A 14,083-nucleotide genomic window follows, 5' to 3' on the forward strand; every position below is an offset into this window, starting at 1 on the left:
GTAAAGGAGTGTTCCTTATGACCGAACCTCGTGTGGAAATCGATCCTTCAATAAAAAAATGGCTGCAAGACGAAGCTTATGATTCGTTTCGATCCCATTTTTTACAGTTACATCCGTACGATCAGGCGCGACTGTTTGTACAGTTATCAGAAGAGGAGCGCGTTACTTTTTATAGCTTTTTATCTCCAGAAGAAATGGCATTATTGATCGAGCACGTTGATGAGGAAACAGACTTCCTGCAGAGTATCATGAACGAAATGGAGACGGCTTATGCGGCATCCATCTTTGAGCATATGTATACAGACGATGCAGTCGATGTACTGCAGGAGCTCGACGACAAATTAGTAACCAGCTTCCTCACAACGATGGACGATAACGTAGCTGAAGATTTGCAAGATTTACTTCACTACGACCAGTATACCGCGGGAAGCATCATGACAACAGAATACATCGCGATCTTCTCACAACAAACGGCGAAGAGTGCCATGAACATTTTAAAAAAAGAAGCGCCAGAAGCGGAAACGATCTACTATGTGTATGTAGTGGATGATTTTAATCAACTAGTTGGAGTCGTGAGTTTGCGTGACTTGATCGTTCACGATGAGGACACGTTTATTAAGGATATGATGTATAACAATGTGGAATCTGTATTTGTTGGGGAGGATCAGGAAGAAGTTGCGAGGAAAATGAAAGATTACGACTTTTTAGCATTGCCGGTTGTAGATTCAAAGAAGCGATTGCTCGGTATTATTACAGTGGATGATATTTTAGACGTTGTTGATGAAGAAGCGACCGATGATTACTCAAAGTTTGCCGGTGTTTCCGACGTCGATCAAGTCGATCAAAATCCTTTTATAGCGGCGAAACAACGTCTACCTTGGCTCATTATTTTATTATTTTTAGGACTTTTCACGGCAAACTTAATTGGAAACTTTGAAGAAACACTTAATAAAGTAACGGTTTTGGCCGTCTTTATTCCACTCATTGCAGGGATGGCTGGTAATAGTGGCACGCAAGCTCTGGCCGTTGCGGTACGTGGACTAGCGACAGGAAACTTTGCTGAGGAAGGCGTAACGAAGCTCATTTTTCGTGAGGCGGGAACGGGTCTAGTAACAGGGGGAACGTGTGGGGTGGTAGTTACCTTTGTTGTCGCATTGTGGCAAGGATCTTGGGTGCTCGGTTTATTGGTAGGATCCGCCATTTTTTGTTCCTTATTCGTTGCGACGTTGGCTGGCTCGCTTGTCCCACTCGTAATGCATAAATTAAAAATAGATCCTGCTGTGGCATCAGGACCATTTATTACCACCATTAATGATGTGATTAGTATTCTTATTTATTTAGGATTAGCAACGACGTTTATGGGATATTTATAAACGGTGCATATTCAAATAGAAATCAGCTACTTCTCTTTTGCGGTAACATCTTGTACAATTATGACTAGGTCTTAGTAGTAAGTAGCATTTAAGGAGGCAACAAACATGCTTAAATTGGAAAATAAAAAAATTGTCGTGATGGGTGTCGCAAATAAGCGAAGTATCGCGTGGGGGATTGCCCGTTCTCTTCACGAAGCAGGTGCACAACTTATCTTTACATATGCAGGTGAACGGTTTGAAAAAAGTGTACGTGATTTAGCAACCTCACTTCAAGAGGACGCCCTTTGTTTGGAATGTGACGTAACGAGCGATGAATCCGTTCACCAAGCATTCAAAACCATAGGAGAAAAAGTTGGTGAGATTGATGGGATCGCACACTGTATCGCATTTGCTAATAAAGAAGAATTGAACGGCGAATATTTGAACACAACGCGCGATGGCTTTTTGTTGGCGCACAACATTAGTTCGTACTCGTTAACTGCCATTGCGAAAGAAGCTCGCCCGCTCCTTACAAATGAATCGAGCATTGTGACGTTAACGTATCTTGGTGGGGAGCGCGTGATCGAGAACTACAACGTAATGGGTGTTGCGAAAGCTTCTCTAGATGCAAGCGTTCGTTACTTAGCAGGAGATTTAGGCAAAGACGGAATTCGCGTCAACAGTATCTCTGCAGGCCCCATTCGCACGCTGTCGGCCAAAGGAGTAAGCGACTTTAACTCCATTTTAAAAGAAATTGAAGAACAAGCGCCACTACGCCGTACGACAACACCAGAGGAAGTAGGCGACACGGCCGCATTCTTATTCAGTACACTAGCTCGTGGCATCACGGGAGAAAACATTCACGTCGATAGCGGATATCATATTTTGTAATTCCGCATAGCAAAGGGTGCTGCCCATCATAATGGGGGAGCCCCTTTTTTGTCGTTTCGTGGAAATTTGTACGTTTGCTTATGGGACTCAACGTCCATCTACTTTTTGCATATGTTGTAGAGAGAGGAGGAAAGTTCCATGTCATCACATAAGAAGAAAAGTCAGGCAAGTACTTCTAAGGAAGGTTCGCACGTTCCGTTAGTCGGTACAAATCCGCCGCCTATCCCCCACATGCAATCGTACTATCGTACACCTACAAAAAAGCAATACGATCGTGAAGAGTCAGCTTATGAAGAAATAATGGAAGAAACAGTTGCTGATGTTCACAAAGGCACAGGGGCAGCTGCAGATACAAGCGCAAACATAGACACAGATACGAAAGAGACGGAGGATGTTGACGAGCCACTTGGTTCTGACACGGTACATGTGGTAGAAGCAGAAGAGGTTAGCACTGAGGAACCAAATGAAGGAAGTAGAAAGAAAAGGCTTCGTGATATGACACAAGAAGAGATGATTTGGCATCTGAGTAAGTTACCGTCTATTCTGCCGAAACCGGTATGCCAAATAACTGTCGGTGAGGATAAGATTGACGTGAAAGTGGTGGATGCGGATGAAGAAGGGGTTGTGTTTCAACATCCACAGCGGAGAAGAACGTTTAAAATAGCTTGGACATCTATCGATTCTATAGAGGTAATTGGCCTATAAACTACAAGAAGCGTCCTTGTTGAGCTACAACGTGAGGGGCGCTTCTTTTGAATTCTGAACAGTATCAACCAAAGGAGCGCAACACTCGATCCGAGAGCGATGCCCATCTTTTGAAAAGGCTCTTTTCGTACCCTTTGTTGTTTTTACTATACAGTAATCCCATGATACGACGTAATGAAGATACTGCTAGAATACGCTGCGGAAATACACTTCGCTTTCCGTGGGCTTCGCGCTGAGCCTCCTCGCGAGCAAAGTACGCTCACTGCGGAGGCCCACAGGACGTGGGTCAGAAAGGCGTTGCCACAGGACGTGGCGCTCTTAGCCTTTCCTCCTCTCTGAGTCTGAGCATCCCACTCTAAGTCTGAGCATTCCTCTCTGAGTCTGAGCATTCCTCCCTGAGTCTGAGCATCCCTCCCTGAGTCTGAGCATTCCACTCTAAGTCTGAGCATCCCTCCCTGAGTCTGAGCATCCCTCCCTGAGTCTGAGCATTCCACTCTAAGTCTGAGCATCCCTCCCTGAGTCTGAGCATTCCTCCCTGAGTCTGAGCATCCCTCCCTGAGTCTAAGCATTCCTCTCTGAGTCTGAGCATCCCTCCCTGAGTCTGAGCATTCCTCCCTAAGTCTGAGCATTCCTCCCTGAGTCTAAGCATTCCTCTCTGAGTCTAAGCATTCCTCTCTGAGTCTGAGCATCCCTCCCTGAGTCTGAGCATTCCTCCCTGAGTCTGAGCATTCCTCCCTAAGTCTGAGCATTCCTCTCTGAGTCTGAGCATCCCTCCCTAAGTCTGAGCATTCCTCCCTGAGTCTGAGCATTCCTCTCTAAGTCTGAGCATCCCTCCCTAAGTCTGAGCATTCCTCCCTGAGTCTGAGCATTCCTCCCTAAGTCTGAGCATTCCTCCCTAAGTCTGAGCATCCCTCCATAAGTCTGAGCATTCCTCTCTGAGTCTGAGCATTCCTCCCTGAGTCTGAGCATTCCTCCCTAAGTCTGAGCATCCCTCCCTAAGTCTGAGCATTCCTCTCTGAGTCTGAGCATTCCTCTCTGAGTGTGAGCATTTCATCTGACTGTCGGCACATCGAGTCAATACATACTACAGACCCTTTTCTCATCGGGTAGTCTGAACGATGGAAAGGCAGCGATCCCACTATTAAAGGGGATTCATGAACGTCTCGCTCTTCCGACATTACGCTATCAGACCATGGACGCTGGCTATGATTATGACCCTATTTATGAACAAATACATCGAATGGGGCATCAGTCCATCATTGGTATAACAAGCGAAATGAGCCAGAATCAGTAGATTTAATAAACACTATGCGCCTCTGCTTACGGGAGCACTCGTATCGCTATGACAGTTTTGATGCCAAATACGAGACACTGAAATACACTCGTCCTAAAGAGTATGCAGACTGCCCTTTAGCCAACGAAGACGTGTGCCAAAAAGTATATAAAGTCAAAATCACCAACGACCTACGGAGATATACAGCGCCCGCTCGTGGATCAAAAGCTTGGAAAAAGTTGTTCAAACGCCGTTCAGCTGTTGAACGAGTCAATGCTTACTTAAAGAAATACTTTCAACTGAACGACGTTCGTCACCGGACTGGAAAACGCGCCAAAGTTCATTTTGATTTAGTGACCTTAGTTTATAATGCTTCAAAATTAGCTGCTGATCGTATCCATGCCTTATTCAATCAACAACAAGTTGCCTAAACTATAGGCTGTGTTCATGCTCAATCTTCATTTGTAAACCGTTGATTGGAGCGGGGGCCCACAGGACGTGGCGCCCTTAGCTTTCCTCCTTGTCCTACGGGAAAAGCGTGGCCAGGTGAGACGTGTCTAGCTACAGCGGTCTGCTCCCGTCTGAAAATAACCTTTGTCTTTTGAGGCAAAAAGCGCCTCTAAAGCCAAAGAACATTTTTCAGAGGGAGCAAAACGGACCGCTTCCGCATTTCATTTCGCAAGAGCGCAGCGATGAGGAGGCTCACCGCCCGCCCCGCGGAAAGCGAAGTGTATTTCCGGAGCGATATTAGAGCAATATGAATTTGCATTACGTCGCATCATACAGCTACTGTGTAATGAGATCTCATTAAAAAAGCAACAATCTTTTAGAAAACAGCCTTTGAAAAATGTTAGGACAGGTAGCAAAATCGGTTCTGTTTTACATATAGTGGAGAGAAGGGAGTGTGGAGGCATGGAGCTCTCATGGCTTACCTTTCTCCTATTATGTCTTGCCAGTTTTCGATTAACTCGCTTGCTCGTCTTTGATCAAATTACGGGTTGGTTGCGCCGTCCGTTTTTAGATGAGTGGGAAGAAACGGTAGACGGCAAAACAGACACGTACGTGCAACCTCGAAATGGATGGCGCGGATGGGTGGGGGAGTTGCTCACTTGCTATTGGTGCACAGGTATATGGGTAAGCATCGGTTTGTATGGGGGGATGGTGTGGCTTCCGAATGTAATGAGGCACGTTCTCGTTATTTTGGCGATTGCTGGCATAGCTGCAATTATCGAAACAATTGTACAAACTTGGCTGAAAGAGTAAGCGAAATGACCTTACACATATGTGTGCGCACAAAAAATGAATGGATAGGAAAAAGGAGGTTCTCAAAGTATGGAGCGAACATCGAAAGTGAAGCCTCTGAAAAAAACACGTCCGCAACCGAAGAAAAAGGGTTGTGGCTGTGGTAGTAGTAGAAGAAAAGCAACCAGCGCGAATAAATAAAAAAACGGATGATTCGATTTTGACTCGGATCATCCGTTTTTGTTTTTCAAGTTTTTCCCACTTATAAACAGCACCCTCCTGAAAAAACTAACAATGAATTGAATGGGGGAGATGACAGTGAAGAGTACTCGAGTAATCCGGCTATCATTTGTGGCTATGTTATTGATCGTGACAGGATGCTCAAATGAACAGAATGACAGCTCGTTAGCGCTTCTGAAAACAACGAATCCGGATGAGTTGATCGTTGGAGCTGGACACAGTACAAAGGACGAAGAAACCGCGAAGCAAGTCAAAGAGAAGGTTTCACAGTTTAAAGAGTTGTATGATGTGTCCGTGGTAGAAGGAGAGAAAGAGTTTCTCGTGGCGTATAAGGTGAAGCACATGCAACGTTTTCACATGAAAAAGATTGAAAAGACACTAACGAATTATTTAGAGTCTCATTTTCCTGATGAAAAATTTACTGTTTCTAGTGACTACAAGATTTTCTTAGAGACAATACGTTTGAAAGAAAAAGTGGAAAATGGAACATACACAAACAAAGAAGCTGAGAAAAGGTTTGAAGAAATCGTAAAGCTACGAGATGAGCTAACATAGGAGGGACTTTAGTTGGCAAAGGAAAATATGTCTCCCAAACAGCAGTGGTATAAGCAAATTGAATCCACACATGAAACAAAACGCCCACTATTAAAAAATTGCACACGGGCTTTTTTTGTCGGGGGGGTTATTTGCACGATAGGACAAGCGATTTCCTATTTCTACATTTACTTTTTCCGTTTTACAGAACAAACATCCGGAAATCCAACGGTGGCCACGATGGTGTTTTTAGCGATGCTTCTTACGGGATTTGGCATTTATGATAAGCTTGGACAATTTTCTGGAGCTGGAAGTGCTGTACCGGTAACCGGATTTGGGAACGCTGTCATTTCGGCAGCTATAGAGCACCGGACAGAAGGGTTTGTGCTTGGGGTAGGTGGAAACATGTTTAAGCTGGCAGGTTCCGTCATTTTGTTTGGGGTTTTTGGCGCGTTTGTCATAGCCCTAGTGAAGGTAACTCTTATGAAACTGGGGGTCGTATAAAAATGCTCGTTGGAAAACGTTCGTGGAAATTCCAAAACACCCCCGCCATTACAGCAACAGGTGTAACGGGAGGGCCGTTCGAGGCGAAAAGCCCGCTCAAAGACGATTTTGATTTACTTTATGACGATTTGCGTATGGGAGAGAAATCGTATGAAAAAGCACACAGACTTTTGCTAGAAGAAGCCACACAAATTGCCCTTGAGAAGGCTGGAATACAAAAGGAAGATGTCCATATGATGATTGCCGGGGATTTGATTAATCAAATTACGCCGACAAGCTTTGCAGCGCGCAATTTAGAAATCCCTTACTTAGGCATTTTCGGGGCGTGTTCGACGTCAATGGAGGGGTTGGCTTTAGCAAGTTTTTTCGTAAACTACGGTGGGGCCGGATCTATTATTACCGGTGCTTCAAGCCACAATGCTGCCGTAGAACGCCAATTCCGCTATCCAACAGAATACGGAGGGCAAAAACCCCCTACAGCTCAATGGACGGTTACCGGAGCAGGTGTGGGGTTAATTCAACCTAGAGATACCGTACAAGGGGATGCGGTCGTGACGACTTCAGCCACAATCGGAAAAGTGAAGGATTATGGATTAAAAGACCCTTTTAATATGGGAGGCGCTATGGCTCCAGCTGCCAGTGATACAATTGTCGGACATTTCCAGGACTTAGGCATTAATCCAAGCGCATATGACGCTATTATTACAGGGGATCTTGGGAAAATTGGTCGTGAAACCTTGTTGGACTTATTACAAAAAGAAGGGTATGCCGTTCCAGAAGAGCAGCTACAAGATTGTGGGTTGAAAATTTATGACGAAACGATGCCTGTACAGTCTGGGGCGAGTGGGGCAGGTTGTTCGGCCACTGTACTATACGGTCACCTGATGAACAAGCTTCGTTCAGGGGAACTAAGGAAAATCCTACTCGTTGCAACCGGTGCGCTACTTTCCCCCATATCCTTTCAGCAAAAAGAGTCCATTCCATGTATTGCTCATGCTGTGAGCATCGAATTGGATGATGGGAAAGGGGGAAGCGGGCTATGATCGCCATGTTTTTCTGGGCATTTGTCGTGGGTGGAGCGATTTGTGTCATCGGTCAACTCATGTTTGATGTGGCTAAGCTCTCCCCTGGACATACACTTAGTATACTCGTTGTAGCTGGTGCGGTTTTAGAAGGACTAGGTTGGTACGGACCACTCGCTGACTTTGCGGGCGCAGGTGCCACTGTTCCAATTACGAATTTTGGTTTCACGTTGTTGCGCGGTGCCATGCAGGAATATGAACAGCATGGCCTTGTTGGTGTGCTAACGGGAATGTTTGAGGTGACGAGTTCGGGTATTTCAGCTGCGATCGTCTTTGCCTTTATAGGTGCTCTTTTGTTTAAGCCGAAGGGATGATGCGTGATGCCTCCCCATATTGACATTGTCGGTCGATCGATTTTTCTGATCGTTGCTCTCTTTTTTATTACAAAAATTCTTGGCAAAAAGCAACTTGCCAAGTTGTCTTTTTTTGAATATGTAGCGGGAATTGCGATTGGTGATATTGCGAGTACGCTTTCCTTCACGAGAAGTCTTTCGTTTACAGAGGGACTGACGAGTTTGGCAATCTGGTCACTAGTCCCGATACTCATTAACTATTGTAACGTTCGTTTTCGTTCATTTCGGCATTTTATTGAAGGAAAGCCGACCGTATTTATTGAAGATGGCAACATAATCGAAGCAAATATGCGTAAAGAAAATTATAGTGGAGAAGAATTATTAGAGCAGCTCCGTAAAAAAAGTGTTTTTCAATTGTCAGATGTTGAATTTGCCTCGTTAGACACGAATGGTGATTTGAGTGTGCTTTTGAAAAGAGAAAGGCAACCGCTTACATACGGTGATTACATGTCACCTCCTTTTCACCAAGCAACCCCTCCACAAGCGATTATCGACAACGGGAAATGGGATGTAGGAGCACTAGAAACGTTATCTTACACGAAAGACGAGGTAACACGTATGTTGCAAAATCGTAGAATACAAATAGAGGATATTTACCTTGCTCAAATGGATGAGGAAGGGACCCTTGTCGTTGATTTGCTTGATGAAAAAATCTTTGTCCAACAGAAAACCCACTCATAGCTGGGCACTCAACCATGCATGGAAACTGATCACAAAGCAGTCTAGTTGTGATCAAGGCGGTGCGAGCGGAGCCCCAAATCATTCGAAGTCGTTCTCCAATAGGACAGATTACATGATTTTAGGATTCTGCATAGCTCCTCCCCTTTTCCATACGAAAGAAGCTAGCCGCCTATACACATTTCCCTACCTTTGCATATGTTACAAGTGAGTTCAGCATAAGCGAGGTGACAGCATATGTGGGGTTACGGCGGTTACGGCTACGGCGGTGGCTTCGGTGGCGGCTGCGGTTACGGCGGCGGCGTCGGCTACGGTGGTGGCTACGGATCAACGTTCGTGTTGATTGTCGTATTGTTCATTCTTTTGATTATCGTTGGTGCAAGTTTTATGTAATAGAGGGAAGAACAAGGTCGCATCCTGAAAAAGGGGTGCGGCTCTTTTTTATGGATAAGCTCGAAAATTAAGTGAATTCCTCACCTCTTTTATAGGTAGCACATACAATACTGTGTGAAACTACAAGGAGGTAGGAAATGGATGGATTCATTCTTTAAGAACATAGAAAAGAAAACGGGAGTCAACATGAACGAAGTGTTGGAACTTGCGAATTCCTTACAGAACGCGGACTTTAAAGATGAAAAAACGGTGCGTCAAGTGATACAGCGGGTATCGCAAATTGCGAACAAGAAAGTGCCAAAGGAAACAGAAGACAGAATCGTGAAAACGATCGTGGCGGATGGGAAACAACTTGATTTTAATACGATTTCTGATATGATCAACAAAAAAAAGTGATCACGTTTTTCGCTTGGGGATGTCCAGATCGAAACGGAAATCCCCTTGTATTCTTTTTTTAGCCAAAGAGTCATAGGATGAAAAAAGGAGGTGATTGGAAAATGGGCTACATTTTACCCATCGGTACGATCCCACTTCAGTCAAATCATCTTAGAGCGGAAACCCCTTTAGTGGGAAATGTGAAACAGATAACTCCAACCCCACCCTACAAGAATCAGCGACAAAAAACACAGTATATGGGAAATGTCTCGCATCAACAGGACGGTGATGAGCTACACGTTGCAACCCGACGTTGCGAAGATAGCTTAGCTTCCGCATCTCCCTTTGATATACTAAGTCAAAAGAAACTAAAGGGTCATTTTTTTGACGAAACGGTATAAGGAGGGTGCGCTACGTGTGGAGGCAGTTGAAACAAGGGTGCTTTGTGATGGAAGGTGCAGTCAATATCGGCTACATCACGGACGGGAAGACAGGGGTTCTCATTGATGCTGGACTCGATAAGCAAGCGGCCAACAAGGTGCTACGGACGCTACAACAAGAGGGACTGCCATTACAGGCTTTAATTTGTACACATGCCCACGCAGACCACTATGGGGGTGCACTGTCGATTGTGAACAAGACGCATGCGAGAGTATACGCTCCTTCTTTTGAAGCGATGATTCTTGAGCATCCTTACCTAGAACCCCTCTATTTGTTTCACGGAGCAGAACCACCAGCTTCGTATCGGGTGAAGTTTTTAGAAGGACCCGCAGTAAAAGTAGACGAGCATCTACACGTTGGTGAGACCGACTTGGCAGGGTTACAGTTGGCCATTTTACCAACACCAGGTCATAGTACACACCAAGTTTCTGTGGCCTATAATGGCGTGTTGTATGCAAGCGATGCATATTTTGGTAGAGAAGCATTAGAAAAGCACGGAGTACCGTACATCGTAAATGCAAAACAAACGAAAGAAACGTTACATATGCTGCTGGAAACAGCGTACGAAGGTGCTATTCCAGGTCACGGACCATTTGAAGAAGAGTATCACAAAACGATACAAATGAATTTGCAACGTCATGAAGAGGTAGAAGAGGCGCTTTTACAACTAGCAAAGGAGCCGATCACCTTTGACGAACTGGTTGCAACCGTTTGTGAAACATTCCGTGTCAGCATGAAGGCACCTACAAATTGGTCACTCTATCGAACAGCAGTGAGTGCGTATATTTCTCCATTAGTTGATGACGGGGTATTGGAGTTGTACGTGGAGAATTACCGGTTGTGGGTACAACAGCGCCCGTAAACGTTGTGAGAAATTTAAAAAAGTGTGAAGAAACGATAACGTCTCTTCACACTTTTTTTATTTTGCTTCTTGAATGATTTCCATCGACTTATGAGGAATTCCTGCATCCAAAAATTCAGCGGATGTGATGAGGTAACCTAGACGCTCATAAAAAGGAATCGCATGCGTTTGCGCGTTGAGTACAAGCTTTTGCACCCCGTGTTTAGCGGCTTCGTCGTGAACGGCATCCATAATCATTTTTCCAGCACCTCGTCCACGATGACTTTGTAAAACACAAATTCGTTCTACTTTGCCCTTACCGTCAACGATACGAAATCGTCCTGCGCCTACCGGAGTATTGTTGTCGTACAAAACAATGTGGGTGGCTTCACCTTCATGATGATCGATTTCTTCTTCTTCAGGGACATACTGTTCATGAATGAACACTTCTTTTCGGACAGAGAATGCATCTTGTAATTGCTTATCATCCGTGACAAGTACAGCCTTCATTCGTTAGAGGCTCCCTTGTCTAAACGAAATGTTTCATGGACAGTCCATGCTTCATTATCGAGTTGGTAGAGGAGATGGAAGCGATCCACCTGTTCCGATCGTTGTACATTTGTCATGCGTAACTGTCCGAATACATCGGAGTGCTCATCATTAGACAGATCTTGTCCGATGGTGATGTGTGGGACGAATTGGTACTCAGGGGCAGCCATAGGCAGTTGATCGTTAATGTCTTCATGCAAGCTGCAAAGCTCTTCAGACGGATGCACCTTTAAATAGATGACATTATTAACTGGCTGGAAAGAGCTCACCTTCGTTACTTCCATTTGGAATGGACGATGGGAGGCGGCCACGTTTCGCAAAATAGATGAAATTTCCTGTATTTCCTTGTCTGTTGATTCAAATGACTGTTTTAATGTGAGATGAGGCACGATTAATGCGTATTTTGAGTCGTATCGCTTGCGAAGAGAATTGGCATAATCCTGCAAGTCTTTAGAAGGAAAAATAACAATACCGTATTTCATGTTTACTACCTCCTTTTTCATTCAAAACATATAAGAGGCGAACTCTCGAAGAAAAATCAGGAACAATCTATGTGAGGTTGCCTATCCAGTACGATGATTATCGATCGGATTTGCACTTCCCGTAGCTCCCTCTTTTCCACAGAAAAGGCTGTGTAGTTCGTACTTATTGTGTTGATTTATTATAGCAAATGATAGCTAAAACAGACAGCGTTACTCTAGTTCGGTTCCGTATAACGTATAACTCAAGGCGTGTCTCAAATTAGGCTGCCACGTTTTCCATGTATGGTCACCGTCTAATTCTCGGTAAACATAATCACCAACAGTAGGAGTCAGGTGCTTGTTTAGCTCTCGATTTGTTGTGAGAAAGTCCCACGTTTCTCCATTCGTCATGCGCACCTTAGTTTCCTCTTTTCCAATCGCGTGAAACAACGTGAGCGAGGATAGATCTTGCGTTTGCTGTACCTTCTCTAGCACGCGATCATTCACGAACGGCGAGTGCATCATCACGCGACCGAATGTGTTTGGGTAGGTGAGGGCTGCTGTCAGCGAAATGGTCCCCGCAAGCGAATCACCTAGCAAGGCGCGTGAATTTCCCATGTGTAAGGTGGGGTATTCTCGATCGAGATACGGAACGAGCTCGTGAGCTAAAAAACGGAGATACGCGTTCATTTGTTCTCCATCTGGGTGGTAGCGCGCTCGCCGTTCCTTCACATTAGCGTACGGAATGCCAACGAAAATCCACTCATCCCAATCTTCCTTTTCTGCAAATTCATCTAATATACGAGGGACACGTCCCAATTGTATGTAATCTTTTCCGTCCGACGCGATGGCCACGTTGTATTTATATAACGTAGAATAGTTCGGTGGAAGGTAGACAAAAAAGGGGACGTCTTCTCCAAGTGACTGACTAAAAAGTGAATCGTCTAGAACTTTGCCACGTTCCATCCTATCAGTCCTTTCTCTACTTGTTTGTCATCTGGGAAACCTCGTACATTGTATCATAGTATAAGTGGAATGCATTTTGAAAGGGGTTTCATATTTAAATTGTTATTTAATTCAGAACAATGTTAGAATTGAATGAACGCGGGTGAATGTGGTAGTATAGTAGATGATGTGTTAAATATATGACAAATAAGGGGGAAACTTGACATGAAGAGAAAACGTTTTATGCTGCTATTTGGGACAATGTTGGTAGCTGCACTTGTGCTCGCTGGTTGTGGCTCGGATACGGAGGAAGGCAGTGGTGGAAACGGTGACGGTGGAGAAGACGGGACTCCTGAATTCTTATCGCTGTTAACGGGTGGATCTACTGGTACATATTACCCGCTTGGTGGAGCAATGGCGCAGATTATTGAGGATGAAACAGGAATTAACACAGATTCTCCTTCTACAAATGCTTCTGCTGATAATATGAACCGTATGGCGGCAGGAGAAGCACAACTAGCATTTTCACAAACTGATGTGGCTTCTTATGCGGTAAATGGTGAGGTAATGTTTGAAGAACCGATCGACAGTATTCAAGCAATCGGTGCTTTATATCCAGAAACGGTTCAAATGGTGACAACGGCAGATTCTGGTATTGAATCTGTTGAAGATATGGCTGGAAAGAAAGTTTCTGTTGGAGCTCCGGGTTCTGGTACGTACGCAAGTGCAGAACAAATTCTCGAGATTCACGGAATGACAATGGAAGATATTGAAGCACAAAACCTAGATTTTTCTGAATCAACTGAAGGTATCCAAAGCGGAACCATCGATGCTGCATTTATCACGTCAGGAACGCCAACTGGAGCTGTTGAAGGCTTGGCAGCTACTGTCGATGTTCGCATTATTCCAATTTCGCAAGAGAAAATTGAAGAGCTGATCGCTGCTTACCCGTTCTATGCAGAAGAGATCATCCCAGCAGGAACGTACGGTCTTGAAGAAGAAGTGACGACTGTAGCTGTTCTTGCGATGCTCGTTGCAGATGCATCGCTGTCAGAAGATGTCGTTTACGACGTGACGAAAGCAATTTTTGAAAACACAGATGCACTTGCCAATGCACATAGCAAAGGTGAACTGATTAGTGCCGAAGCAGCTGTAAAAGGAATCGGAATCGACTTCCATCCTGGAGCTGAGAAATACTTCAAAGAACAAGGTCTTCTAGAATAA

The 14,083-nt window shown here is 44.6% G+C and carries 17 protein-coding genes and 1 pseudogene; 15 read left to right on the forward strand and 3 right to left on the reverse strand.

The window, feature by feature from the left end; translation table 11 throughout:
• The first annotated feature begins 17 nt into the window (after window positions 1-17).
• The 14 genes and pseudogenes from mgtE to HHK01_RS05330 all read left to right on the forward strand — a co-directional run bounded on the left by mgtE (window position 18) and on the right by HHK01_RS05330 (window position 10,925).
• A complete protein-coding gene (gene mgtE, locus HHK01_RS05265; RefSeq protein WP_170006742.1) occupies window positions 18-1,373 on the forward strand; it encodes a magnesium transporter in 1,356 nt (451 codons plus the stop codon).
• A gap of 105 nt (window positions 1,374-1,478) precedes the next feature.
• Entirely contained in the window at window positions 1,479-2,243 is a 765-nt protein-coding gene (gene fabI / locus HHK01_RS05270; protein ID WP_170006743.1) for an enoyl-ACP reductase FabI, read from the forward strand.
• A 138-nt stretch (window positions 2,244-2,381) separates the two neighbouring features.
• Entirely contained in the window at window positions 2,382-2,948 is a 567-nt protein-coding gene (locus HHK01_RS05275) for a CotO family spore coat protein (protein WP_170006744.1), read from the forward strand.
• Between the two features lie 1,051 nt (window positions 2,949-3,999).
• Window positions 4,000-4,652, forward strand: a pseudogene (locus HHK01_RS05280) (transposase); the annotation flags it as partial.
• A 481-nt stretch (window positions 4,653-5,133) separates the two neighbouring features.
• On the forward strand, window positions 5,134-5,484 hold the full coding sequence (locus HHK01_RS05285) for a DUF1360 domain-containing protein (RefSeq protein WP_170006745.1): 351 nt from the start codon (window positions 5,134-5,136) through the stop codon (window positions 5,482-5,484).
• A gap of 291 nt (window positions 5,485-5,775) precedes the next feature.
• On the forward strand, window positions 5,776-6,258 hold the full coding sequence (locus HHK01_RS05290) for a YhcN/YlaJ family sporulation lipoprotein (RefSeq protein ID WP_170006746.1): 483 nt from the start codon (window positions 5,776-5,778) through the stop codon (window positions 6,256-6,258).
• 27 nt (window positions 6,259-6,285) lie between these two features.
• Window positions 6,286-6,741 (forward strand): stage V sporulation protein AC, encoded by a 456-nt coding sequence (gene spoVAC / locus HHK01_RS05295; protein ID WP_194241293.1) that lies wholly within the window; start codon window positions 6,286-6,288, stop codon window positions 6,739-6,741.
• Window positions 6,742-6,743: 2 nt separating this feature from the next.
• A complete protein-coding gene (spoVAD, locus tag HHK01_RS05300; protein ID WP_170006748.1) occupies window positions 6,744-7,784 on the forward strand; it encodes a stage V sporulation protein AD in 1,041 nt (346 codons plus the stop codon).
• Window positions 7,781-8,137, forward strand: a complete 357-nt coding sequence (gene spoVAE, locus HHK01_RS05305; RefSeq protein WP_170006749.1) for a stage V sporulation protein AE — start codon at window positions 7,781-7,783, stop codon at window positions 8,135-8,137. Before spoVAD ends, spoVAE begins: the two co-directional genes overlap by 4 nt.
• Before the next feature lie 6 nt (window positions 8,138-8,143).
• On the forward strand, window positions 8,144-8,857 hold the full coding sequence (locus HHK01_RS05310; RefSeq protein WP_170006750.1) for a DUF421 domain-containing protein: 714 nt from the start codon (window positions 8,144-8,146) through the stop codon (window positions 8,855-8,857).
• A gap of 234 nt (window positions 8,858-9,091) precedes the next feature.
• On the forward strand, window positions 9,092-9,247 hold the full coding sequence (locus HHK01_RS05315; RefSeq protein WP_170006751.1) for a YjcZ family sporulation protein: 156 nt from the start codon (window positions 9,092-9,094) through the stop codon (window positions 9,245-9,247).
• Between the two features lie 141 nt (window positions 9,248-9,388).
• Entirely contained in the window at window positions 9,389-9,643 is a 255-nt protein-coding gene (locus tag HHK01_RS05320) for a sporulation-specific transcription regulator SpoVIF (RefSeq protein WP_170006752.1), read from the forward strand.
• A 101-nt stretch (window positions 9,644-9,744) separates the two neighbouring features.
• The gene (locus tag HHK01_RS05325) at window positions 9,745-10,023 is read left to right on the forward strand and encodes a hypothetical protein (protein WP_170006753.1); all 279 of its coding nucleotides are present in this window, start codon (window positions 9,745-9,747) and stop codon (window positions 10,021-10,023) included.
• A gap of 14 nt (window positions 10,024-10,037) precedes the next feature.
• Window positions 10,038-10,925, forward strand: coding sequence for an MBL fold metallo-hydrolase (locus tag HHK01_RS05330; RefSeq protein ID WP_170006754.1), 888 nt, complete (start codon window positions 10,038-10,040; stop codon window positions 10,923-10,925).
• A 57-nt stretch (window positions 10,926-10,982) separates the two neighbouring features.
• Here the strand turns inward: HHK01_RS05330 and HHK01_RS05335 are convergent, their stop codons facing one another.
• The 3 genes from HHK01_RS05335 to HHK01_RS05345 form a co-directional block, all read right to left on the reverse strand.
• Entirely contained in the window at window positions 10,983-11,414 is a 432-nt protein-coding gene (locus HHK01_RS05335; protein WP_170006755.1) for a GNAT family N-acetyltransferase, read from the reverse strand.
• Window positions 11,411-11,935, reverse strand: a complete 525-nt coding sequence (locus tag HHK01_RS05340) for a YjcG family protein (protein WP_170006756.1) — start codon at window positions 11,933-11,935, stop codon at window positions 11,411-11,413. Before HHK01_RS05340 ends, HHK01_RS05335 begins: the two co-directional genes overlap by 4 nt.
• A 210-nt stretch (window positions 11,936-12,145) precedes the next feature.
• Window positions 12,146-12,880: an alpha/beta hydrolase gene (locus HHK01_RS05345; protein WP_170006757.1), complete on the reverse strand. Its 735-nt coding sequence runs from the start codon at window positions 12,878-12,880 to the stop codon at window positions 12,146-12,148.
• Between the two features lie 204 nt (window positions 12,881-13,084).
• On the opposite strand from HHK01_RS05345, the gene HHK01_RS05350 reads away from it, so the two are divergent.
• Window positions 13,085-14,083 carry a TAXI family TRAP transporter solute-binding subunit gene (locus tag HHK01_RS05350; protein ID WP_170006758.1) on the forward strand — a complete coding sequence of 333 codons (999 nt, stop codon included), beginning with the start codon at window positions 13,085-13,087 and terminating at the stop codon, window positions 14,081-14,083.

Source organism: Bacillus fonticola, from assembly GCF_012955605.1.
Classification (GTDB): Bacteria; Bacillota; Bacilli; order Bacillales; family JC228; genus Bacillus_CG; species Bacillus_CG fonticola.

Bases quoted from the DNA above. Each gene is read 5' to 3' on its own strand.
- HHK01_RS05290 (WP_170006746.1), top strand. From the start codon at position 5,776: ATGACAGTGAAGAGTACTCGAGTAATCCGGCTATCATTTGTGGCTATG.
- spoVAE (WP_170006749.1), top strand. From the start codon at position 7,781: ATGATCGCCATGTTTTTCTGGGCATTTGTCGTGGGTGGAGCGATTTGT.
- HHK01_RS05275 (WP_170006744.1), top strand. From the start codon at position 2,382: ATGTCATCACATAAGAAGAAAAGTCAGGCAAGTACTTCTAAGGAAGGT.
- HHK01_RS05320 (WP_170006752.1), top strand. From the start codon at position 9,389: ATGGATTCATTCTTTAAGAACATAGAAAAGAAAACGGGAGTCAACATG.
- HHK01_RS05335 (WP_170006755.1), bottom strand. From the start codon at position 11,414: ATGAAGGCTGTACTTGTCACGGATGATAAGCAATTACAAGATGCATTC.
- HHK01_RS05310 (WP_170006750.1), top strand. From the start codon at position 8,144: ATGCCTCCCCATATTGACATTGTCGGTCGATCGATTTTTCTGATCGTT.
- spoVAD (WP_170006748.1), top strand. From the start codon at position 6,744: ATGCTCGTTGGAAAACGTTCGTGGAAATTCCAAAACACCCCCGCCATT.
- spoVAC (WP_194241293.1), top strand. From the start codon at position 6,286: ATGTCTCCCAAACAGCAGTGGTATAAGCAAATTGAATCCACACATGAA.
- HHK01_RS05340 (WP_170006756.1), bottom strand. From the start codon at position 11,935: ATGAAATACGGTATTGTTATTTTTCCTTCTAAAGACTTGCAGGATTAT.
- mgtE (WP_170006742.1), top strand. From the start codon at position 18: ATGACCGAACCTCGTGTGGAAATCGATCCTTCAATAAAAAAATGGCTG.
- fabI (WP_170006743.1), top strand. From the start codon at position 1,479: ATGCTTAAATTGGAAAATAAAAAAATTGTCGTGATGGGTGTCGCAAAT.
- HHK01_RS05350 (WP_170006758.1), top strand. From the start codon at position 13,085: ATGAAGAGAAAACGTTTTATGCTGCTATTTGGGACAATGTTGGTAGCT.
- HHK01_RS05315 (WP_170006751.1), top strand. From the start codon at position 9,092: ATGTGGGGTTACGGCGGTTACGGCTACGGCGGTGGCTTCGGTGGCGGC.
- HHK01_RS05325 (WP_170006753.1), top strand. From the start codon at position 9,745: ATGGGCTACATTTTACCCATCGGTACGATCCCACTTCAGTCAAATCAT.
- HHK01_RS05345 (WP_170006757.1), bottom strand. From the start codon at position 12,880: ATGGAACGTGGCAAAGTTCTAGACGATTCACTTTTTAGTCAGTCACTT.
- HHK01_RS05285 (WP_170006745.1), top strand. From the start codon at position 5,134: ATGGAGCTCTCATGGCTTACCTTTCTCCTATTATGTCTTGCCAGTTTT.